The organism is Labrenzia sp. C1B70 (assembly GCF_000475395.1).
GTDB classification, from domain to species: Bacteria; Pseudomonadota; Alphaproteobacteria; order Rhizobiales; family Stappiaceae; genus Roseibium; species Roseibium algicola.
Genome location: NZ_AXCE01000006.1, coordinates 246,808 through 267,420 on the forward strand (window position 1 = coordinate 246,808; position 20,613 = coordinate 267,420).

Consider the following 20,613-nt stretch of genomic DNA (forward strand, 5'->3'; position numbering starts at 1 on the left):
CTTCGATCGGCAGCCTTCAGGCAGCCAGTTGGTGTGCGTCTTCCGGCTTCCATGTCAGGAAGACGGTTGCGCCGATTTCGATCGGGTCCTGGAAAAAGGCTTCGTCGGTGAGTGCGGCCGTCAGATCGCCGGCGCCCCCCGCATCAAGCGCGAGATTGACGGTGGAGCCGAGGTATTCGACGTCCTTGACGAAGGCCGTCAGAACGGCGCCGTCCTCTCCGGCCGCCTTTTTCACCCTCAACCTGTCTGCCCGCAGCGCGACCGAAGCGCCTTTCTGCTGCAGCACGTTGTGGCCGCCGATGAAGCGGGCGACGAACTCGGTTGTTGGCGTATTGAACACGTCGCGCGGGCTGCCTGCCTGTTCGATCTTGCCGCCGTTCATGACGATGATGTCGTCGGCCAGCGCGAGGGCTTCGTCCTGGCTGTGCGTGACGTGGATGAAGGAAATGCCGAGCTCGCGCTGCAGCTTCTTCAACTCGAGCCGCATCTTGATACGCAGGAACGGATCGAGTGCCGACAGCGGTTCGTCAAGCAGAAGCACGGAAGGTTCGGTAATCAGGGCACGGGCCAGGGCAACACGTTGCTGCTGACCGCCGGAGAGCTGCGAAGGCAGCCGTTCCGCATAGGCTGCCATATCCACCAGTTCCAGCAACTGACGGGCCTTCTTGAGCCGGACCGGTTTTTCGACACCCTTCATCTTCTGGGAAAAGGCGACGTTATCGACCACGGACAGATGCGGAAACAGCGCATAGTTCTGGAACATCATCGCCGTGCCGCGCCGGGCAGGTGGAAGATCGGTGATGTTGGTGCCGCCAAGAACGATGTCGCCGGTGGAGACGCTCTCATGGCCGGCGATCATTCGCAGAGTTGAAGACTTGCCGCATCCCGATGGCCCGAGCAGGCAAGAATAGGTGCCGGCGGCGAATTTGTGATTGATCGCGTCGACCGCAATGGTCTCGCCGTAGATCTTGGTGGTGGCTGCCAGTTCAAGGTCCAGGGACTTCGCCATGGCCGGACGTCTCCTTCAGAAAACCGTTTTCGGCTCCTGAGACAGCAAGTGCCGTGCCAACGCGAAAAACTGGCGGAATTCCGGAGATCCTGATGAGAAGGTGGAGCGATGAGTAAATTCTCATCGGTAAAAGTGCACAATATTTTGGCAAATTAAATACGATATGAACAAAAATTGTATACGATCCTAGATTGCCGCTTCGGGTGGCGGGGAGTAGGATCAAGGCACCGCTCAACCCCCATTGGGCACTTCAAGAAAAATGACCAAACCTGTGACCACAGCCGATCTTGATCAACGCAGCAAGCTGCATGAAGTCTTCGCCCTACCTCAGGGCCGGGCCCTTGAAATCTGCCTGAAGCTTCAGACTGCCATTCTGCAACACAAACTGACACCGGGGCTGAAACTGTCTGAGGATGAGGTGGGCGAAATTTATGGCGTCAGCCGTACCGTCGTGCGCGCTGCGTTGCAGGCACTCGCCCATTCCGGGCTGGTCGCCATGGAAAAGAACCGTGGTGCCTTCGTCGCAAAGCCGTCGATCCGCGAAGCCCACGAGGTGTTTCAGGCCCGTGCGCTGATCGAGCCTGCCGTGGCCAGGCTGGCAGCCGATTTCATCACCGACAGGCAGCTCGCGCAGTTGCACGCACATCTGGATGCGGAACATGCAGCTCTTCATGCCGGTGACATGGGCAAGGCGCTGTTCCTGTCCGGAAGCTTTCATACGGAGATTGCGGATATCGCCGACCATCGGGTGTTCGCCGGCATGATCCGATCACTGATCTCGCGCTCTTCGCTGATCATCGCTCTTTACTGGAAACGCTCAGACACTGCCTGTGAAAGCCACTCTCATCATGCCCTGATGAATGCCTTTGAAAAGCGCGACGGCGCAGCAGCCGAGAAGATCCAGAAGAGCCACATCGTCGATCTGCATTCCGGTCTGGATTTGCGAGAGAAGTCAGCCCTCGGCCGCTCTCTGGGAGAAGCGCTCGGCAACGGCTGAAGAGCGGAACTCGGAAAGAGCGAGAGAAGGTTAGCGTCCGGCAGAAGCTCCGGCGCCACCGGCATTTGCGTTTGCGCCACCGCTTCCGGCGGATGCGCCTGCGCTGGCCCCGCCAGCTGACGCGCCGGCGCTTGCCCCGCCGCTGTTTGATGCGCCTGCGGAACCGGCGTTACCAGAACCGGAACCGGCGTTACCGCCAGAGCTTCCGCTGGAATTTGCACCAGAGTTTCCGCCAGAATTTGCGCCTGAGTTTCCGCTTGAGTTCCCATTGGCGTTACCACTCGGCCCGCGATCACCCGAGTTACCAGAGGAGGCATTTGCGTTGCCGCTACCGCTGGCGGCATTGTCACGCCCGCTGGTGGCGGTGTTCTGAGCTTTTGAGCCCGCAGGTGAGAGGCTTGCCGGGGTATCGCCGAAGCTGGGCTTGCCAGGTGTACCTTGCTGGATGGCGGCGCGGCTCTTGCCGACGGATTTGAGACCGTTGAACTTCCCCGGTGCGCTTTGGACGCTTTGGCCTGCGCGCAGGTCGCTTTGCTGCCCGGATGCGAGATCCTGAACACCAACGACGCCGCGCTGAACCGAAACCTGACTTTCGTTGCCGGTTACGGTTACCGAAAAACGGGTTCCCTTGACGACGGCTGCAAGATAAGGCGTCTCAACCCTGAAAAACGGTCTGCCGCGGGTCTCGACATCGACATCGATCGTTCCCTTGCGTTGAAGCAGCGTGGTCTGGCTGTCGTTGCTGCGATATTGCGATAGCGCAAATTCCGTATTCGGGCCGACCGTGATGCTGTCGTTGCCTCGCTGAAGCACAGCGCGTGCGCCCTTTCGCGTCGCAATGGTATGGCCCTTGTGAAGTGCCATCCCCTTGCGGGCCCGGTGCGCCTGAATGCCTGGTGCGACCAGATAAACCGTTCCGGAAATCCGTGTGATCACCCATTCGGCTGCAAAAGCTTTTGTCAGTCCTGCAGACAGGGGAATAAGCAGCAGAGTCAGCAGAACAGCTGCGGCACGAGTTTTCAGCGTCCTGCGCAAAGCCGGAAGGCTGTTAAAAGGAAGGCAGTAAACAGCGTGGCCGGCGTGCATCGGCAATACTCGATAGTTGTGTTGTCATGCACTCTTATCGATACCGGCTTAACGTAGGGTGAAGAATAAAGGTTCAATTTATTCTTGCAATTGTAAGTTTAAATAGTTTGACCTATGTGTTTTGAGTTGACTTTATTTCTTCTGCTGTACTGAAGGTAATAATTCTTTCACCATGTCAAGAATAGTTGGTTTGGTATTCAAATCGGCAACCCAGGTCAGGTGGTTCATTTCCTGGCACAGATTGCGTAGCGGTGCTGCGTTGCCCTTTCCAGACCCTTGAAGAAAGGCAGGTGACGCCGTTGTGCCCGGTGAACGGCTTTCAGGTCCGTATCGACAACGATTTGAGTGAAACCGGCCTGTCGCAATAGTTCCACGACTGCTTCTGCCCTTGCTCCCCTCGAGAAATGAACGCGGGACAGGATGCTGCGATGTGTTTCCATCATGTCTGCCGGCTTTGCTTCCGGTTGCGCGAGCAATCCAAAGCGAGCACGAGTTTTTGAAAACGTTGCAAGCAACTTTGCGAACCAGCCAGGATTGACAAAGTCTCCGTCGACGACGAGCAGCTGTCCTCCCGGTTTCAGCACCCGGTGCCATTCCGCAAAGGCGGCCGCAGGATCGACCAGGGTCCAGACAAGGTGCCGGCACGTTATGGCATCGTAGCTTTCAGACGCTTCCATCGTGCGTTCGGCATCGCCAAGCAGAAAGCGGATCGTGCGCCCGCGTTTCCTCGCCTTTTCTCGGGCCTTGGCAAGCATGGGTTCCGCCCAGTCCATCCCGGTCACCTCAAAGCCGAGGTCGTCGAGCAGGTGCGAGATAACGCCGGTTCCGGAAGCAAGGTCAAGAACGCGCCTGGAGCCGCCCGGGCCCAGATGCTTTTCGAACAGCCTTATCCAGGCGGTGTGCTCTTCGTCGGAAAAAATCTCGTGGCCCGGCTGGGTGTCGAAGGTCTCGGCCCGCTTGCCCCAGTATTCCTTGATTTCTTCACGCAGATCGAAATTCGAGAGTGTGTCTGCGTCGCTCATCAGGCGTATTGCTCCGGTTGCTTGGAACCATTCCAAAAGATAATTCTTGACTCATATACTCAGGAAAAATACGAAAAACAAGAATTTAAAACTCAACTTATAACCTCAATAAAAAATCGAGGCGGATGTGAGCAAAATCAAAAGCTTGGCAGCATCTTTGCTGGTAACGGCTACTTTTCTTCCGGCAATGGCACTTGCCGGCGACGTGGTAACGGTCACGGATATTACCGGCCGTGAGGTCGAGGTCGAAGTGCCGGTGGAAAAGGTCATCCTGGGCGAGGGGCGCCAGATCTATTTCACCGCCGCGCTGGATGGTGAAGACCCCTTCAAACGTGTCGTCGGCTGGCGAGACGATTTCGAGAAGGCGGACAACGACGGATACCATCAGTATCTCGAGAAGTACCCGGAAATGGCCGATCTGCCGACTTTCGGCGGCATGAAGAACGGCACTTTCGATGTCGAGCAGGCCGTTGCACTCCAGCCGGACGTGATCATCCTGAACCTCGACGCCAAGGTTGCCACCGAAGAAGGCGGCTACATCGAGAAACTCGGCAAGGTCGGCATTCCGGTTGTCTATGTCGACTTCCGCGAAAAGCCGATGGAAAACACCGAGCCGTCCATGCGCCTGATCGGCAAGCTCTACGGCAAGGAAGACAAGGCCGAGGAATTCATCGAATTCCGGGCAGCCGAGATCGCCAAGGTGACCGACAAGCTGGCGGCACAGTCAGATCTCGCGAAACCCGTTGTGTTCGTGGAGCGTGCAGGCGGCTATTCCGATGATTGCTGCATGTCGTTCGGAAATGAGAATTTCGGCAAGATGGTTGAAATGGCCGGTGGCATCAACATGGCTGCCGAGATCATTCCCGGCACCTTCGGCACCGTCAACCCGGAGCAGATCATCGCGTCCGATCCGGACCAGATCATTGTGACCGGTGCAAACTGGGAGCTGTATGTTCCCGGCGGGAATTGGGTTGGTGTCGGCGCCGGCGCGGATCCGGAAGTATCTGCAGACAAGCTGGCGGGCCTGATGGAACGTCCGGGCTTTACTGGCGTCAAGGCGGTCCGGGACAACAATGTCCATGCCATCTGGCACCAGTTCTACAACAGCCCTTACCAGTTCGTCGCTGTTCAGCAGATCGCCAAATGGCTGCATCCGGAGCTCTTTGCTGACCTTGACCCGGAAGCGACTTTCCAGGAATTGCACGACCGCTTCCTGCCGATCGACTACCGGCCAGGCTACTTCGTTTCGCTGAACTCGAGTAAATAAGATGGCGGTTTCGGAAATCATTCCGGCTGAGGAGGGGCGCGGTCTTTACCGCGCCCTTGCGTTCAGGCGCATTCTGGTTATTTGCGGGCTGATCGTCGCTCTGGCGTTCAGCTTTTCTTTGGATCTGGCCCTCGGACCGGCCCGCTATCCGCTGTCGGAAGTGCTTTCCGCCCTGGTTAATCCGTACGGCGCCGATCTGCAGACACGCGTCGTCCTATGGGACATTCGCATGCCGATCGCGCTGATGGCGATCACCGTTGGGGCCTGCCTGTCCCTTGCGGGTGCGCAGATGCAGACGATCCTTGCCAACCCGCTGGCCAGCCCCTTCACGCTAGGCATCTCCGCTGCTGCCAGCTTTGGCGCGGCCCTGGGTCTTGTCGCCGGCGTCGCGATCTTTCCGGCCGCTGTGCAATACATGGTCCCGATCAATGCTTTCCTGATGGCCATGGCGGCTTCGCTGTTCATCTATCTGCTGTCCACTGTACGGGGCGTGACTGTTCAGACCATCGTTCTTCTGGGGATCGCATTGGTGTTCACGTTCAACGCCCTGCTGTCGCTGCTGGAATATCTTGCTTCCGAACAGGCGCTGGCTGCGGTCGTCTTCTGGACCATGGGGTCGCTGACCAAGGCGACATGGGGCAAGGTTCTGGCGACCTTCATCATTCTTGTTGTCTGCGTGCCGTTCTTCGCGCGGCATTCCTGGGCTCTGACAGCCCTTCGGCTCGGCGACGTCAAGGCGGCGAGTTTCGGCGTCAACATCAGGTCGCTTCGGCTGAAAACGCTGCTCGGCGTCAGCCTGCTGGCGGCGATCCCCGTGTCCTTTGTCGGGACGATCGGGTTCGTCGGGCTTGTCGGACCGCACATTGCCCGGATGCTGGTCGGAGAAGACCAGCGTTTCTTCCTGCCTGCGGCCATCTTGTGCGGTTCCTTGATGCTGTCGGCAACTTCGGTCGTTTCCAAGATCATACTTCCGGGGGCGATCCTGCCCATCGGCGTCATCACCGCGCTTGTTGGCGTTCCATTCTTCTTCGCGCTCATTTTCGCGGACCGGAGGCAGTCATGGTAACGTTGCAGCTGAAAGGGGTTGGCGCACGCTATGGCTCCAATCTCGCGGTCGAAGGGGTCACGACGCCGGTCTTCTCCGGCGGTGAACTGACGGCGGTGATCGGTCCCAACGCAGCAGGCAAATCGACCTTGTTCAAGCGCATCTCCGGTCTATTGAAAGGCCCCGGCGATGTCGTGCTGGCCGGCAACCGGGCAGCGCCCCGGGATGCTATCCGCTACATGCCCCAGGATACCCACGCCAATGCCGTCCTGACGGTTTATGAATCCGTTCTTCTGGCTGCCAAACAGGGTGAGGGCTGGCGTGTAAAGGACTCTGAACTCGTCGAAATCGACCAGATCCTTAAGGCGCTTCAGATCGATAGCCTGGCGTTCCGGAACCTTGGCGAACTCTCCGGCGGTCAGCGTCAGCTGGTTTCGATTGCGCAGGCACTGGTACGCCGTCCGGAAGTTTTGATGATGGACGAACCGACCTCCGCGCTGGATCTCTACCGGCAGGTCGAGGTTCTGAACTTTATGCGCGATCTGGCACGCCGCCAGGGCACCCTGGTTCTGATTGCCTTGCACGATCTCAATCATGCCCTGCGGTTCTGTCGGAACACCATGGTGATTGCCGAAGGGCGTCTCGTTGCCGCCGGCCCGTCCGAAGATGTCATCACGTCAGCGATGCTGCGTGACATCTACCGTGTGGAGGCGCGCGTGGAGGCCTGTTCGCGCGGAGAAAATCACGTCATCATCGACCGGTCCGCTGCCTGACGGCGCGTGATCGGCCGATGGCCAACGCTGATCAATCCTGGTCGACGTCTATGCGGGCTTCTTCGACGGTCGAGGCCAGATCCCGGTTCGCATCCAGAAGCACATTCTGGTGCAACCGGATCCGCCACAGGTGATAGGAAACCCTGTGCAGCCAGCGCAGGGCATCCAGTTTCAGCCAGACTGTTTCCGCCGGGACCTCATCGGCAGCGGCCATTGCAATCAGCCGGTCACGATTGAGGCGGCGTTGTCGGCGCATCAGCAGCCGCAACCGGTCCAGCGTCTTCTCCTGTGTCTTGGCGTCCTTCTGCCTGGTGGAAATGTCCGTGACGCCGAGAAGCAGGCCCGCCAGGCGCTTGAGCCGGTGATCCAAGGACAGCTCGTCGATCCTCTGCCGCTGGTCGCAACGGTAGAGAAGGCGGCTCAAATGGTCGAGAATGTGAAACAGGCCTTTCAGTTCCTCCTGAAAGGCCATGTCGTTCGGCGGAACGATGATCTTGTCCAGATATGTCCGTGCTTCTGCGATGGCCTTGGCCAGGTCCTCCCGATCCAGTTCTTCATAAGCAGATGACTTTGCGCCCAACCGATTGCGCAGGCGTTCGATGATCAAGGTTTCCAGATGTGCGACGGTCTGCCCCGCCAGGGACGCGGCTGCGTGCGGGTCCCGCAACACGAGCGGATCCAGACGGCTGGTCAGATCGGAGCCTTTTTCGGGAACGAGATGTTCGATCAGCCGGGCGAATGGCCGCGCAAGTGGAAGCACCAAGACGACGCCGAGCGCATTGAAGAAACTGTGAAATGCGACAAGCGCAATCTGGCTGTCGCCGTTTCCGGTCAACGCGCCGGCCACAAGCTGAAACGGCCCTAAAAGGAAAAACGCCATGACACCGGTCATGACGTTGTAGATCACATGCGCATAGCCCGTACGTCGGGCCATGGTGCCACCGCCGATGGTCGCCAAAGCTGCCGTAAATGTGGTTCCGACGTCCATGCCGATTACCAGCGCCGCTGCTTGTGGAAAGTTGATCGCACCGGCACCAAGCGCAGCCAGCGCCGTTGCAACGCCTGCGCTGGAGGACTGTGTCACGACGGTGATCAGCATGCCGATCAACACCAGCTGCAGCCGGCCGAAGAGTGTGTCCGGCGGAAAGTCGGTCGGGGTTACCACGCCGCTGAAGGCGTCCAGACCGTCTTTCATGTGTTCGATGCCGATAAAGATCAGGCAAAAGCCCGCGAGCGCCTGGCCTGTGAGTGCGATCCGGCCACGGAATGCCAGCCGCGCAATCGCGCCAAAAAACACGAAGGGCAGGGCGATCTGGCCAAGATCCAGCTTGAAGCCGAGAACCGCAACCAGCCACCCTGTCAGGGTCGTGCCGACGTTGGCACCGAAGATGACGCCGAGCGCCTGGGGAAAGGTGAGGAGGCCGGAAGCGACAAAGCCGACAGCGGCAACTGTGGTTGCACTGGATGACTGGATGACTGCGGTGGTGAGAGCACCCGTCACGGCGCCCGACAAGGGCGTTGAGGTAAACCTGGACAACACGTCGCGCATGCGCTGTGCCGCCAGGGCTTTCAGCCCGTCGGTCAGTAGCAGCATACCGATCAGAAACAACCCGACGCCACCAAGCGCGGACATGAAACTCAAAAACATGCAGGCACGTTATCCGACAGGTTAAGTGCCCACAATCAGTCAAGATACTATCGGCTTCGCATTTGCGATCCTTGAGCGTCAGATTGAGGCGAAGGGTGCTTCATGGAGCATCTGCAACTTGAGGCAGAAAGTCCTTTGCTCGCCGGCACGACTGTGGGAGCTTGAACCTGTCAGGCTTATCAAGCTTCTGCCGGATGACGCGCTACGAGGAAGAGAGCAATGAAGAAGTATGAGGCCCCGGGTGTTTATGTCACCGAGCTGAACTCCTTCCCAAACACCGTCGTGCAGGTTCCGACGAGCGTTGCGGTCTTTGTCGGCTACACGGAAACAGCAATTGTGGATGGCAAGGATGTGACCGGCATTCCGGTGCGGATCTCCACGATGTCGGAATTCGAGGCCCGTTTCGGCGTGGGGCCCATGTTTCGTTTCGACTTCAGCCTGCAGGATGGCAAGCCGGCTCTGGACCTGGAGGAAGCAAGCCGCTTCAATTTGCATGGGGCCATGGGGCTTTTCTTCGAAAATGGAGGACATGGTTGCTGGATCCTGTCGGTTGGATGTTACGGCGCGGGAGAGCCCGTTCTCACCAAGTCCGTGGAGGATTTCGGTGAACCTGTCTGGCGAGAGCTCGCCAAGCTGCAGGAACCGTCGGTCATCGTGATACCCGACGCGGTGTTGTTGTCGTCAGAAGATTACAAGACCGTCAGCAATAGATGCCTTGCCCATTGTACAGACTTGCAAAACCGTTTCGCCATTGTGGACGTGTTCGATGGGAACAGGGAGCGAACTTTAGACGAGAATGACGTGATCTCGGGAAAAAGCGGCCTGCGAACCTTGCTCGTAGCGGAAGATATGAGCTTTGCTGCTGCCTATTATCCCTGGTTGAATACGTCTCACTTTGGTGCGGGGTCGATAACCTTTGAAAATGTTTCGGCTGGTACGCGCAAGGCCTTCTTCGAACATGTTGGCCAGGAGACTGCCATTCAGGCCAATGAGGCCCGGAAAGCCGCTTTCGATAAGGCGGTGAAATCACTTGAGGGCGACGACATCTCCGAAGAGGGGAAATGCAGTACTCACAAGATCTTGCAGGGTCTTTCAAAGCGCTACAACGAGCTACTCTCGCAAGCTGTAAAAGCAGTAAGTGTCATGCCTCCGTCCGGCGCGTTGGCAGGTGCATATGCAGCGACAGACGCCCAGGATGGTGTCTGGAAAGCGCCGGCAAATCTCAGCCTTAATTCAGTCGTGTCGCCTTGCGTATCCATTTCCGATGCGGAGCAGGAAGACCTGAACACTCCGTTGGACGGAAAAGCCGTGAACGCGATCCGGTCGTTTCCCGAGCGAGGTAATGTGGTGTGGGGAGCACGCACGCTGGACGGTAACAGCTCGGAATGGCGCTATGTGAATATCCGCCGAACCGCGATCATGCTGGAACAATCGATCAAGGCGGCGCTGGATCCTTTTGTCTTTGCGCCAAACACCGCTCCGACCTGGCTTATGGTTAAATCGGTGATCGAAAATTTCCTCAACGGGCTATGGAAACAAGGGGCTCTCGCGGGCGCTTCGTCAGAAGATGCCTACGGTGTCGAAGTCGGCCTTGGGACGACGATGACGGGCGCCGATGTTCAGGCCGGTTGCATGAACGTCGTGGTGAAGGTTTCGCTCTTGCGGCCGGCGGAATTCATTGTCCTGTCCTTCCAGCAGAAGGTCCGGAAAGGCTAGCCAGAGGGAACCGATCCGTTTGACGCGTCAGGATCGGTCTGAAAAATCTGCGATCGTTTTGCTGCAAGCGGGGAAAGCCGTCCGGCCTACGGCCAGATGAGCGTTTCCGTCTCGTTGCTGTTGCCGCTGCCGGTTACCCGTGCTCCCGACACCTTGGCCTTGCCGCTGGCAACCATGGAAAGAGCCTTGGGGTAGATCTGGTGTTCAACGTCCAGCACACGGGCAGCCAACGTGTCAGGGGTGTCATTGTCCAGAACCGGTACGGCTCCCTGCATGATGATCGGACCATCGTCCATTTCAGCAGACACATAATGCACGGTGGCACCATGCAACTTGACACCTTCCTGCAAAGCCCGCTCATGTGTGGCAAGGCCTTTGAAAGAGGGCAGGAGAGCCGGATGGATGTTGATCATCCTGCCCGCCCAGGCATTGACCAGATAGGGCGTCAGAATACGCATGAAACCGGCAAGGGCGACCAGGTCGATCTTGTGGTCCTTCAAAACGGCATCTACCGATTTTTCGAACGCTTCCCGATCACCTGCATGGTCCTTGTGGTCGACAACTGCCGTTGCAATGCCCAGCTCAGCGGCCCGTTCCAGTCCCTTGGCGTCAGGCCGGTTGGACAGGACAAGCGTGATTTCGGCGGGATAGTCGGGAGACATTGCCGCGGAAATCAGCGCGCCCATGTTGGAGCCGCGTCCCGAGATCAGGATGGCAGTCTTCTTGCGGCTCATGCGCCAAGGTCCAGGCTGCCGTCAAACAGCACCGGTGCAGCGCCTTCAGCTTCGATGACGCCGATCTTGCTGACCGTTTCACCGGCATTGTGCAGGACGTCGGCAACCGCATCGGCCTGATCCGCAGACACGACAATCACCATCCCGGTGCCGCAGTTGAACGTGCGCAGCATTTCCTTCTCGGCAACGCCGCCCGATTTCGCGAGCCAGCCGAACACCGGCGGGACGCTGATCTGGCCAAGATCGATGCGAGCGGAGCAATTCTTCGGCAGAACGCGCGGCAGGTTTTCCGGCAGGCCACCACCGGTGATGTGGGCAAGGGCCTTGATGCCGGAGGTTTCCTTCAGTGCGGCCAGCAGTGGTTTGACGTAAATCCTGGTCGGTTCCATCAGGGCTTCGCCCAGTGTCTTGCCGGCTGCAAACGGTGCCGCGTCCGACCAGTTCATGCCGGACAGTTCGATGATCTTGCGCACCATGGAATAGCCGTTGGAATGAACGCCGGAGGAGGCCAGAGCAAGCAGCACATCACCAGCGGCAACGTCCGGGCGCGGCAAGATCCCGCCGCGTTCCACGGCACCGACGGAGAAGCCTGCCAGGTCGTAGTCGCCTTCCACATACATGCCCGGCATTTCAGCTGTCTCGCCGCCGATCAGCGCGGCTCCTGCCATCTTGCAGCCGTCTGCAATGCCGGCAACCACATCCGTTGCAGTGGTCACATCCAGCGCGCCGGTCGCGAAATAGTCGAGGAAGAACAGCGGTTCAGCGCCCTGGACCACCAGATCGTTGACACACATCGCAACAAGGTCGATGCCCACAGTGCGGTGCTGGCCGGTTTCAATCGCAATCTTCAACTTGGTACCGACGCCGTCATTGGCGGCAACAAGGATCGGATCCTGAAACCCAGCGCCCTTGAGGTCAAAAAGACCACCGAAACCGCCGATATCGCTGTCGGCCCCGGGGCGGGAAGTTGCCTTGACCAGCGGCTTGATGCGGTTCACCAGTTCGTTTCCGGCGTCGATATCGACACCTGCATCGGCATAGGTCAGGCCGTTGGGACCAGAGGATTCGCTCATGGGGCACTCCGAGACTGCGTGCGGTTGGCTGTGCCAGTGCGGATTACAGTCTGCCGCCAAGGAACACAAGAGGCGAGCGGTTCTGCGCAGGGCTTAAGAACAGATGGCAGGCCAACTTCCGCATTTTTCTTCAAAACCAGGCAGGTTTGAATGGCTCAAAGTGCATTGCCGGCGAAAAAAGAGGGCATGGAGCATCTGGCTCAACCGTCAGCGCGAGAGTGCTGCAGGCAGTCGGTTGCCGGAAATCGGTCTTGCTGGCCTGTTTGAAACCGTGGTCATAGGCTTTGCCTCATGAGGCAGAAGTGGCTCCTTGATGGACCAATGCCGCGAAAAGCCGACTTCTTCTGGACTTGACCGGAGGCGGGGTTTAATTCCATGTCCGGAAGAAAGCCATTCCTACGCACCGGCACAACCGAGGAGCGCCATACATGACCCTTCGCCGTCAGGTCCAGTTCTGGCTGATTTCCCTCGTTGTTCTTTGCCTGTTTCTGTATGTCTTCTCCAGCGTGCTTCTCCCTTTCGTTGCCGGCATGGCGGTGGCCTATCTGCTGGATCCGGTTTGCGACCGGCTGGAAAAGCTGGGCATGGGGCGGATGTGGGCGACGCTGACAATCCTGTTCGCCTTCGTCCTCATCCTCGTGATGTTCTTCATCCTGCTTCTGCCACTGTTGGGCAATCAGCTTGCCCTTTTCCTGGAAAAGTTCCCGGAGCTGATCCGCAAGCTGCAGGCATTGCTGTCGGATAACTTTCCGGCCGATCTGGCGTCCGTTGCGGGCATCAATGCGGAAGACCTCCAGTCCTCCATGTCCAATCTCATCGGGCAGGGAGCTTCTTTCGTCGGCAAGCTGGCCCAGTCGCTCTGGAGCGGCGGTCAGGCGTTGCTGTCGATCCTGTCACTCTTCGTCATTACACCGGTCGTTGCATTCTATCTTTTGCTCGACTGGGACCGCATGGTCGCGCGTATCGACAGCTGGCTGCCGCGCGATCATCTGGCAGAAATCCGCGGTCTTGCAAAGGAAATGGATCAGGCTGTTGCCGGTTTCGTGCGCGGCCAGGTGTCGGTCTGTCTTATCCTGGGATCGTTTTATGCTGTTTCTCTGGCGCTGATCGGGCTGAACTTCGGTCTCCTGATCGGAATGGTGGCTGGTCTCGTCAGTTTCATTCCCTTCGTCGGGGCCGGGTTGGGGCTTGTCCTGTCCATCGGTGTGGCGCTTGTCCAATTCTGGCCGGAATGGCCCTGGATTATCGCAGTTGCCGCGATCTTTGGCGTCGGTCAGTTTCTGGAGGGAAATATCCTGCAGCCCAAACTTGTTGGCGAAAGCACGGGCCTTCATCCTGTTACGCTCATGTTTGCCTTGTTTGCCTTTGGATATCTCTTTGGATTTGTGGGGATGCTGATTGCGGTTCCCGCCGCCGCGATGATCGGCGTGCTTGCACGCTTTGCCCTGAAGCAGTATCTCGCAAGCCCGGTCTATCGGGGAACCGATCATCCCGTATCGGGGCAAGAAGAACAGGTATCAGAGTAGAAAATGGTGGAAACACCGCGCCAGTTGCCTTTGGAATTGCCGCATGAAGCGGCCTTGAGCCGTGACGACTATCTGGTTGGAAGCTCCAACCGGGCTGCGTTCGAACTGCTGGAACGCTGGCCGGATTGGCCTTCTCCGGTCGTTGTCCTTGCAGGCCCCGTCGGCGCGGGAAAAACCCATCTTGTCCAGGCCTTTCAGGATGAGACCGGCGCTGCCGTTCTGGCTGCTTCCAAGCTCGATCCGCAGTCCGTTGAAACCCTCGTTGCCGCACCCGCTGCCGTGATCGAGGATGCGCACCTGGGTATCGACAACACGGCCCTGTTCCATCTTCTCAACGCAGCGCGTCAGGCGGGCAAGACGGTGCTCATCACCAGCCGTACCTGGCCTGCCAGCTGGAAAATTTCCCTTCCCGATCTGCAGTCCCGCCTGCGCGCGGCCACGCCTGTCGAAATTCTGGAGCCGGACGATGATCTCCTTCGCCGTGTTCTGGTGAAGTTGTTTGCCGACCGGCAGATTGCGGTTGATCAAGGTGTCGTCGACTATCTTGTGGTGCGAATGGAACGTTCGCTCGAGGTCGCCATGCGCGCCGTGGAGGCGATCGATCAGGAGGCTCTTGCCGGGCGGGTCAAGATCACGAAACCACTTGCCGGGCGGGTCTTGGAAAATGTGCATAAAGGCCAATAATCGCCGATGCTGCCACAGGACTGTCATTTGCCCGCTCAGAAGTTCATGTTAGTCACGGCGGCGTTGAGGCAGAATGGGCGTGCCCGGTTTTGCCGGATTGAAGCGGAAGCTGCGCGGAACAAGGGATGATGCCATGAACGAAGCCCCTGATCTTTCGGACATTCTGCCTGCCTCCACCGTTGCTTCCGATGCAAAGGGAACCGTGCCGGAACTGACACCGGAAGGTGAGCTGGCTACATCTCCGGCCAGGTTCATGAACCGGGAGCTGTCCTGGCTCCAGTTCAATCTCCGGGTTCTGGAAGAAGCCATGAACCCGAACCATCCGCTGCTTGAGCGCGTTCGGTTCCTGTCGATCTCCGCCAACAATCTCGACGAATTTTTCATGGTGCGCGTGGCCGGCCTGCGTGGCCAGCAACGGGCCGACGTTACCAATCTGTCCGACGACGGCCTGACGCCGACCGAGCAGCTTCAGAAGATCAGCGAAGCAGTGCGTGATCTCCAGGCGTCTCAGCAGAAGATCTGGGTGGAGCTGCGCCGGGAGATTGCCGACAAGGGGATCGAAATCCCGCAGGGCGACACGCTTGACCAGGCGGACAAGGCCTGGCTGCAAGACTATTTCCTTGCTTATGTCTTCCCGGTTCTGACGCCGCTTGCCATCGATCCGGCGCATCCGTTCCCGTTCATTCCGAACCTTGGCTTTTCCATCGTCTTTGAACTGGCGCCAACTTCCGGTGGCCGCGGCATGATTGCTCTGCTCAGAATTCCGAGCCAGGTTGATCGCTTCGTTCAATTGCCAAACGGCGAAGATGGCGCTGCCCGGTTCATTGCAATCGAGAAAGTCGTCAGCCTCTTCATCGGGCGCTTGTTTCCAGGCTACGAGATCCGGGGCAAGGGGGCGTTCCGCGTCATTCGTGACAGCGATCTTGAAATCGAAGAAGAAGCGGAAGACCTCGTTCGTCTGTTCGAAAGCGCCTTGCGCCGCCGCCGCCGGGGCTCGGTGATCCGTCTGGAAATCCAGGAAACCACACCACCGGCGCTGCGTGAGTTCGTGGGGGAGGCGCTGCATGTCGGGCAAAGCGAGATCTTCCTCGCAAACGGCTTGCTTGCGCTCAACAACCTGTCCCAGATCGTAGACCTTGAGCGGCCTGACCTGAAGTTCCAGCCCTATACCGCGCGCTTTCCGGAGCGCATTCGCGAACATGGCGGCGACTGTCTGGCGGCGATCCACCAGAAAGACATCATCGTCCACCACCCGTATGAATCCTTCGACGTTGTGGTTCAGTATCTGCGGCAGGCTGCGCGTGATCCGGACGTGGTGGCGATCAAGCAGACGCTCTATCGTACCTCCAACGACAGCCCCATCGTGAAGGCTTTGGCTGAGGCGGCAGAAGCCGGCAAATCCGTTACCGCACTGGTGGAGCTCAAGGCCAGGTTCGACGAGGAAGCGAATATCAAGTGGGCGCGCGATCTGGAGCGGGCAGGGGTGCAGGTTGTCTTCGGCTTCATCGAGCTGAAAACGCACTCCAAGCTCTCCATGGTCATCAAGCGCGAGCACGGTCAGCTCAAGACCTATTGCCACATCGGGACAGGAAACTATCACCCGATCACGGCGCGGATTTATGAGGATCTTTCCTTCTTCACCGATGATCCCGGCATTGCCGAGGATGCTGCCCGGGTGTTCAACTTCATCACCGGTTACGCTCAACCGGCGGAACTGAACAACCTCATGGTGTCTCCGGTCAACCTGCGTCAGCGCATGCTGGAAATGACCGAGAACGAGATCGAGCACGCCCGCGCAGGCCGCCCCGCGCAGATCTGGTGGAAGATGAATTCCCTCGTGGATCCGGCGATCATCGATGCCCTTTATCGCGCAAGCCAGGCAGGTGTTCAGATCGATCTGATCATTCGCGGCATTTGCTGCCTGCGTCCGGGCATTCCGGGCCTGTCCGACAACATTCGGGTGAAATCCATTGTCGGACGTTTCCTTGAGCATTCTCGCATCTACTGCTTTGGCAACGGCCAGGGACTGCCGTCTCCCGAGGCACACGTCTATATCGGCTCAGCCGATCTGATGCCGCGTAACATCGACCGGCGGGTCGAGGTCCTGGCACCGCTCAAGACACCGACAGTGCACGAACAGGTTCTGGACCAGATCATGGTGGCCAACCTGAAGGACAACCAGCAAAGCTGGCGCATTCTGTCGGACGGCAGCCATGAACGCATCGTTCCGAACGCCAATGAGGAACCCTTCAATGCACATCAGTATTTCATGACGAACCCCTCGCTTTCCGGCAGAGGCAAATCATTGAAGAGCGATCGGCCGAGGCCGTTCCTGGAACGGCAAAAACGAGGTTAGCATGACTGCTGAGTTTCATCCGGCACGTGGCCGGCTCAACGGGTCCGGACCTGTCGCAGTCGTGGACATCGGCTCCAACTCCGTGCGCCTCGTGATTTACGAACGCAAGGCCCGCACGCCGACCATGCTGTTCAACGAAAAGCTGCTGGCAGGGCTTGGCAAGGGCATTGCCGCGACCGGCCGTCTGGCCGACGATTCCGTCAGTCTGGCGCTCGGTGAACTGACCCGCTTCAAGACCCTGATCAAGCATACCGGATGCCAGGACATCTACATCGTGGCGACGGCTGCGGCGCGCGATGCGGAAAACGGGCCTGATTTCGTGGGTGAGGTCGAACGGTTTCTGGAGGCTCCTGTTCGCATCCTCGATGGCAATGAAGAGGCCTATTATTCGGCTCTTGGTGTGATTGCCGGGTTCTGGCAGCCGCGCGGCATTGTCGGCGACATGGGTGGCGGCAGTCTGGAGCTGGTGGAAATTGCCGACAACAAGCCCGGCACGGGAGCGACGTTCCCCCTTGGCGGGCTGCGGCTTTCGGAAGAGGCCGAAGGCAAGATCGCCAAGGCGCAGAAGATCACCGAAGCGGCTCTCAAGGATTTTCAGTGGCCTGACCTGGCACCCGGTGAACGGACATTCTATGCCGTTGGCGGCACGTGGCGTTCGCTGGGCCGTCTGCATCTGATGCAGAACAATTACCCACTGCACGTGATGCACAATTATGAAATCAGTGCGGAAGAGGCGATTGCCTTCTGCAAGCGTATCGCCATTCCCAACCTTGAAGGGGTGGAACTGGCGGAGATCGTTTCCAAACAGCGCCGTCCTCTGGTGCCGATCGGTGCAGTCGTGCTGGAACAGGTGCTGACGTCGATGAAGGCGGAGCGCCTGGTCTTTTCCGCAACCGGTGTTCGTGAAGGCCTGCTCCATGAAAAGCTGCCTTCGGAAATGCAGGCTCATGACCCGGTGATTGAAGCTGCACGCGAGCTGTGCACGCTGCGCGCGCGCTCACCTGCGCACGCGGAAGAGCTGATTGTCTGGACGGACAAGCTGTTCAAGGAACTTGGCATCGAGGAAACCGCCAACGAGACACGGCTTCGCCACGCGGCGTGTCTTCTCTCTGACATCGGCTGGCGCGCCCATCCCGACTATCGCGGCGAGCAGAGCCTCAATATCATTTCGAACGCATCTTTCGTCGGGCTGGATCATGCCAGTCGGGCTTATCTTGCTGCAGCCGTTTTCTATCGCCACCAGGGTCTGCGCGAGGGCGATCTTTCGCCGGTCATCCGGGAGCTGTTTACGGACCGTCTGCGCATCCGCGCCAAGGTTCTTGGCGCTACCATGCGGGTGGCTTCTCTTTTGAGTGCTTCCATTGCCGGCATGTTGCCGAAGGTTGGCATCACCAAATCGGAAACAGGGTTGTCACTGGATCTCGGCAAGGATCTTGCCGACCTCGACGGTGAACGACTGCGCAAGCGTGCGAACCAGCTCAGCAAGGTCATCGATGTCGATGTTGCTGTAAACGCCGGCTGATTTCTGGGGTGCTGCGGAACCGAGACTGAGAAGGCAGGCGGCAGAGTTTACTCTGCCGCTTCCGATTCAACGTTCGCCTGCCGCGGCTGATCAATCGCGACGATCTGACGATCCTGGAAGGCGAGGGCGACTTCGCCGCGCTTCAGCTTGAGCGCGGTTTCGCCGAAAAGCTCGCGCCGCCAGCCCTTCATGGCTGCCACATCGGCAGCATCATCCGCGGCAATCTTTTCAAGATCATCCACCGTGGCTATGACCTTGGCAGCAACGCCATGTGCTTCGCTGACAAGTTTCAGAAGAACCTTCAAGAGATCTACAGCGGCCGCTGAACCGTCCGGTGCCTGTCGACCTTTCGGCAGTTTCGGCATTTCGTTCTTGGGAAGCGAAACGGCCCGTCTGACGGCTTTCAGGATCTCGTCTGCCGACTTTGAACGCTCGAAGCCGCGCGGAATGGTCCTGAGGCGCGCGAGCGATTCTGCGTCCTGGGGCTGCTGAGCTGCGAGCTCGTAGATGGCATCGTCCTTGATGACGCGGCTGCGCGGAACGTCGCGTGATTGCGCTTCCCGTTCGCGCCAGGCTGCAACTTCCATCATCACGGCCAGTTCAACCGGCTTGCGCACTCGAAGCTTCAGCCGTTTCCAAGCCTGTTCGGGATCCGTACGGTAGGTGTTGATGGATGTCAGCACCTGCATTTCGTCCTGAACCCAGTGGCTGCGGTCCTGTTCGGCGAGATTCGCTTTCAGGAACTGATAGGCGTCGCGCAGATGCGTGACGTCCGCCAGCGCATAATCCAGTTGCTTTGCCGTCAGCGGCCTGCGGGCCCAGTCGGTGAAGCGGGACGACTTGTCGATCCGGGCACCGGTCACCTTGTAGACAAGCTGGTCGTAGGAAATGGAATCACCAAAGCCGCAAACCATGGCCGCGACTTGAGTGTCGAACAGCGGGGCCGGGATAAGTTCTCCCAGATGATAGATGATTTCGATGTCCTGGCGGGCAGCGTGAAAAACTTTTGTCACATTGCCGTCGCGCATAAGCTCGAAAAAGGGCTCAAGGTCCAGCCCTTCGGACAGGGCATCGACGATGAAGGCCATGTCAGGCCCTGCCATCTGGATGACGCAGAGCTTGGGCCAAAAGGTTGTCTCACGGAGAAACTCCGTGTCGACAGTCACGTAATCATGAGCGGCAAGACGCTGGCACGCAGCGGCGAGATCTTTTGTTTTTGTAATCACATGCATGGTGACGGACAGCTATACCCGAGTTCTGCCGCTTTGTCGCCACGAAATGGTAATTTTCGCGCTTGAAGCTCTTGAAAAGGCGCATTTTGTGCGCCTATGTTGAAGCTTAAGCGAGCGTCCGCAAAAGAACACACAGAGGAGTGGAAATGCGCAAGATACTGGTGGTGAATTCAAAGGGCGGTTGCGGCAAGACGACCCTCGCCACGAATCTTGCCGTTGCGCTCGCCGCTCGTGGCGAAGATGTTGCACTTGCCGATGCGGACCGGCAGAAGTCGAGCCTTTCCTGGGTCAAGCGCCGCCCAAAGGGCTTGGCGCAGATCGAAGGTCTCAACTGGAGCAAGGAGGAGGCTATCGGTGACAAGGACAAGCATCTGGACGCCATTGTCATCGACGGACCCGGCGGGCTTCGATCGGAGCTGGCCAAGAACCTGATTGCGGAGTCGTCCGATATCATCGTTCCGGTGCTTGCATCAGCCTTCGACTGGGACGCCACCTTGAAGTTTCTCGACGGCATTTCCGATATCAAGCGCGTGCGCAAGGGCAAGGCCGATATTCACGTGGTTGCAAACCGGATCGATCGCCGGTCAAACCAGGTTGCCGATCTCGAGCAGTTGCTCGCCAAGAAGGGCTATCCGCTGCTTGCCCGGATTTCTGATCGGGTGATATATGCCCGCCATGCCGCAGCCGGGTCTGGCGTATTCGACTATTCCGATGCCAGTTCTCACGAGATCCGCGGCCAGTGGCATCCACTGTTGCAAGCAGTCGACGCCTGAGAGAAATTCCCGAACCGTTTCGCGTTCAAAAAGGGGAGAGGCAAGCCTACCGCAAGCCTTTCCCTTGACTTTCGTCCCGCAACATGGATTGTGCAGCCGGACTCGGCCTGCCTCCAGCGGGCCGTAACGATTTTCTATGCCAAGAAAAAT

Annotated in this window: 17 protein-coding genes; 10 read left to right on the forward strand and 7 right to left on the reverse strand. The window is 58.5% G+C overall.

The window, feature by feature from the left end; all coding sequences use genetic code 11:
• Nucleotides 1–16 precede the first annotated feature (16 nt).
• The gene (locus tag Q666_RS42890) at nucleotides 17–1,009 is read right to left on the reverse strand and encodes an ABC transporter ATP-binding protein (RefSeq protein ID WP_023004009.1); all 993 of its coding nucleotides are present in this window, start codon (nucleotides 1,007–1,009) and stop codon (nucleotides 17–19) included.
• Nucleotides 1,010–1,268: 259 nt separating this feature from the next.
• Between Q666_RS42890 and Q666_RS42895 the strand changes: the two genes are divergently transcribed.
• Entirely contained in the window at nucleotides 1,269–2,006 is a 738-nt protein-coding gene (locus Q666_RS42895; RefSeq protein ID WP_023004010.1) for a GntR family transcriptional regulator, read from the forward strand.
• Nucleotides 2,007–2,036: 30 nt separating this feature from the next.
• On the opposite strand, the gene Q666_RS42900 is transcribed toward Q666_RS42895, so the two are convergent.
• Together Q666_RS42900 and Q666_RS42905 are read right to left on the reverse strand one after the other, a co-directional pair.
• On the reverse strand, nucleotides 2,037–2,942 hold the full coding sequence (locus Q666_RS42900) for a FecR family protein (RefSeq protein ID WP_161633291.1): 906 nt from the start codon (nucleotides 2,940–2,942) through the stop codon (nucleotides 2,037–2,039).
• A 374-nt stretch (nucleotides 2,943–3,316) separates the two neighbouring features.
• Complete coding sequence (locus Q666_RS42905; RefSeq protein WP_023004012.1) at nucleotides 3,317–4,114, reverse strand: class I SAM-dependent methyltransferase; 798 nt, start codon at nucleotides 4,112–4,114, stop codon at nucleotides 3,317–3,319.
• 187 nt (nucleotides 4,115–4,301) lie between these two features.
• On the opposite strand from Q666_RS42905, the gene Q666_RS42910 reads away from it, so the two are divergent.
• Genes Q666_RS42910 through Q666_RS42920 form a run of 3 tightly spaced genes read left to right on the forward strand, consistent with a single transcriptional unit; the run spans nucleotide 4,302 to nucleotide 7,199 of the window.
• On the forward strand, nucleotides 4,302–5,381 hold the full coding sequence (locus Q666_RS42910) for an ABC transporter substrate-binding protein (RefSeq protein WP_023004013.1): 1,080 nt from the start codon (nucleotides 4,302–4,304) through the stop codon (nucleotides 5,379–5,381).
• 1 nt (nucleotide 5,382) lies between these two features.
• Nucleotides 5,383–6,447 carry an iron ABC transporter permease gene (locus tag Q666_RS42915; protein ID WP_023004014.1) on the forward strand — a complete coding sequence of 355 codons (1,065 nt, stop codon included), beginning with the start codon at nucleotides 5,383–5,385 and terminating at the stop codon, nucleotides 6,445–6,447.
• Nucleotides 6,441–7,199: an ABC transporter ATP-binding protein gene (locus Q666_RS42920; RefSeq protein WP_023004015.1), complete on the forward strand. Its 759-nt coding sequence runs from the start codon at nucleotides 6,441–6,443 to the stop codon at nucleotides 7,197–7,199. The genes Q666_RS42915 and Q666_RS42920 overlap by 7 nt, the downstream gene beginning before the upstream one ends.
• A 31-nt stretch (nucleotides 7,200–7,230) precedes the next feature.
• Here Q666_RS42920 and Q666_RS42925 read toward each other — a convergent pair whose 3' ends face one another.
• Nucleotides 7,231–8,847, reverse strand: coding sequence for a Na/Pi symporter (locus Q666_RS42925; RefSeq protein ID WP_031270742.1), 1,617 nt, complete (start codon nucleotides 8,845–8,847; stop codon nucleotides 7,231–7,233).
• A 219-nt stretch (nucleotides 8,848–9,066) separates the two neighbouring features.
• Here Q666_RS42925 and Q666_RS42935 point away from each other — a divergent pair, with 219 nt between their 5' ends.
• Nucleotides 9,067–10,563 (forward strand): phage tail sheath C-terminal domain-containing protein, encoded by a 1,497-nt coding sequence (locus tag Q666_RS42935; protein ID WP_023004017.1) that lies wholly within the window; start codon nucleotides 9,067–9,069, stop codon nucleotides 10,561–10,563.
• 86 nt (nucleotides 10,564–10,649) lie between these two features.
• Here Q666_RS42935 and purN read toward each other — a convergent pair whose 3' ends face one another.
• Nucleotides 10,650–11,297: a phosphoribosylglycinamide formyltransferase gene (gene purN, locus Q666_RS42940; protein ID WP_023004018.1), complete on the reverse strand. Its 648-nt coding sequence runs from the start codon at nucleotides 11,295–11,297 to the stop codon at nucleotides 10,650–10,652.
• Entirely contained in the window at nucleotides 11,294–12,370 is a 1,077-nt protein-coding gene (purM, locus tag Q666_RS42945; protein ID WP_023004019.1) for a phosphoribosylformylglycinamidine cyclo-ligase, read from the reverse strand. Before purM ends, purN begins: the two co-directional genes overlap by 4 nt.
• A 428-nt stretch (nucleotides 12,371–12,798) precedes the next feature.
• Between purM and Q666_RS42950 the strand changes: the two genes are divergently transcribed.
• The 4 genes from Q666_RS42950 to Q666_RS42965 all read left to right on the forward strand — a co-directional run bounded on the left by Q666_RS42950 (nucleotide 12,799) and on the right by Q666_RS42965 (nucleotide 18,458).
• Entirely contained in the window at nucleotides 12,799–13,896 is a 1,098-nt protein-coding gene (locus tag Q666_RS42950) for an AI-2E family transporter (RefSeq protein ID WP_023004020.1), read from the forward strand.
• 3 nt (nucleotides 13,897–13,899) lie between these two features.
• Nucleotides 13,900–14,580 (forward strand): DnaA/Hda family protein, encoded by a 681-nt coding sequence (locus Q666_RS42955; protein WP_023004021.1) that lies wholly within the window; start codon nucleotides 13,900–13,902, stop codon nucleotides 14,578–14,580.
• 133 nt (nucleotides 14,581–14,713) lie between these two features.
• Complete coding sequence (locus Q666_RS42960; RefSeq protein WP_031270745.1) at nucleotides 14,714–16,936, forward strand: RNA degradosome polyphosphate kinase; 2,223 nt, start codon at nucleotides 14,714–14,716, stop codon at nucleotides 16,934–16,936.
• Nucleotide 16,937: 1 nt separating this feature from the next.
• Nucleotides 16,938–18,458: a Ppx/GppA phosphatase family protein gene (locus Q666_RS42965; RefSeq protein ID WP_023004023.1), complete on the forward strand. Its 1,521-nt coding sequence runs from the start codon at nucleotides 16,938–16,940 to the stop codon at nucleotides 18,456–18,458.
• 47 nt (nucleotides 18,459–18,505) lie between these two features.
• On the opposite strand, the gene rnd is transcribed toward Q666_RS42965, so the two are convergent.
• Entirely contained in the window at nucleotides 18,506–19,690 is a 1,185-nt protein-coding gene (rnd, locus tag Q666_RS42970; protein WP_023004024.1) for a ribonuclease D, read from the reverse strand.
• Between the two features lie 146 nt (nucleotides 19,691–19,836).
• Here rnd and Q666_RS42975 point away from each other — a divergent pair, with 146 nt between their 5' ends.
• Nucleotides 19,837–20,463, forward strand: a complete 627-nt coding sequence (locus Q666_RS42975) for a ParA family protein (RefSeq protein WP_031270746.1) — start codon at nucleotides 19,837–19,839, stop codon at nucleotides 20,461–20,463.
• The last annotated feature ends 150 nt before the right edge of the window (nucleotides 20,464–20,613 follow it).

Coding starts and splice junctions, on each gene's coding strand:
- Q666_RS42915 (WP_023004014.1), top strand. CDS start 5,383: ATGGCGGTTTCGGAAATCATTCCGGCTGAGGAGGGGCGCGGTCTTTAC.
- Q666_RS42920 (WP_023004015.1), top strand. CDS start 6,441: ATGGTAACGTTGCAGCTGAAAGGGGTTGGCGCACGCTATGGCTCCAAT.
- Q666_RS42960 (WP_031270745.1), top strand. CDS start 14,714: ATGAACGAAGCCCCTGATCTTTCGGACATTCTGCCTGCCTCCACCGTT.
- Q666_RS42955 (WP_023004021.1), top strand. CDS start 13,900: ATGGTGGAAACACCGCGCCAGTTGCCTTTGGAATTGCCGCATGAAGCG.
- Q666_RS42910 (WP_023004013.1), top strand. CDS start 4,302: ATGGCACTTGCCGGCGACGTGGTAACGGTCACGGATATTACCGGCCGT.
- Q666_RS42975 (WP_031270746.1), top strand. CDS start 19,837: ATGCGCAAGATACTGGTGGTGAATTCAAAGGGCGGTTGCGGCAAGACG.
- rnd (WP_023004024.1), bottom strand. CDS start 19,690: ATGCATGTGATTACAAAAACAAAAGATCTCGCCGCTGCGTGCCAGCGT.
- purM (WP_023004019.1), bottom strand. CDS start 12,370: ATGAGCGAATCCTCTGGTCCCAACGGCCTGACCTATGCCGATGCAGGT.
- Q666_RS42890 (WP_023004009.1), bottom strand. CDS start 1,009: ATGGCGAAGTCCCTGGACCTTGAACTGGCAGCCACCACCAAGATCTAC.
- Q666_RS42925 (WP_031270742.1), bottom strand. CDS start 8,847: ATGTTTTTGAGTTTCATGTCCGCGCTTGGTGGCGTCGGGTTGTTTCTG.
- Q666_RS42905 (WP_023004012.1), bottom strand. CDS start 4,114: ATGAGCGACGCAGACACACTCTCGAATTTCGATCTGCGTGAAGAAATC.
- Q666_RS42895 (WP_023004010.1), top strand. CDS start 1,269: ATGACCAAACCTGTGACCACAGCCGATCTTGATCAACGCAGCAAGCTG.
- Q666_RS42935 (WP_023004017.1), top strand. CDS start 9,067: ATGAAGAAGTATGAGGCCCCGGGTGTTTATGTCACCGAGCTGAACTCC.
- purN (WP_023004018.1), bottom strand. CDS start 11,297: ATGAGCCGCAAGAAGACTGCCATCCTGATCTCGGGACGCGGCTCCAAC.
- Q666_RS42950 (WP_023004020.1), top strand. CDS start 12,799: ATGACCCTTCGCCGTCAGGTCCAGTTCTGGCTGATTTCCCTCGTTGTT.
- Q666_RS42965 (WP_023004023.1), top strand. CDS start 16,938: ATGACTGCTGAGTTTCATCCGGCACGTGGCCGGCTCAACGGGTCCGGA.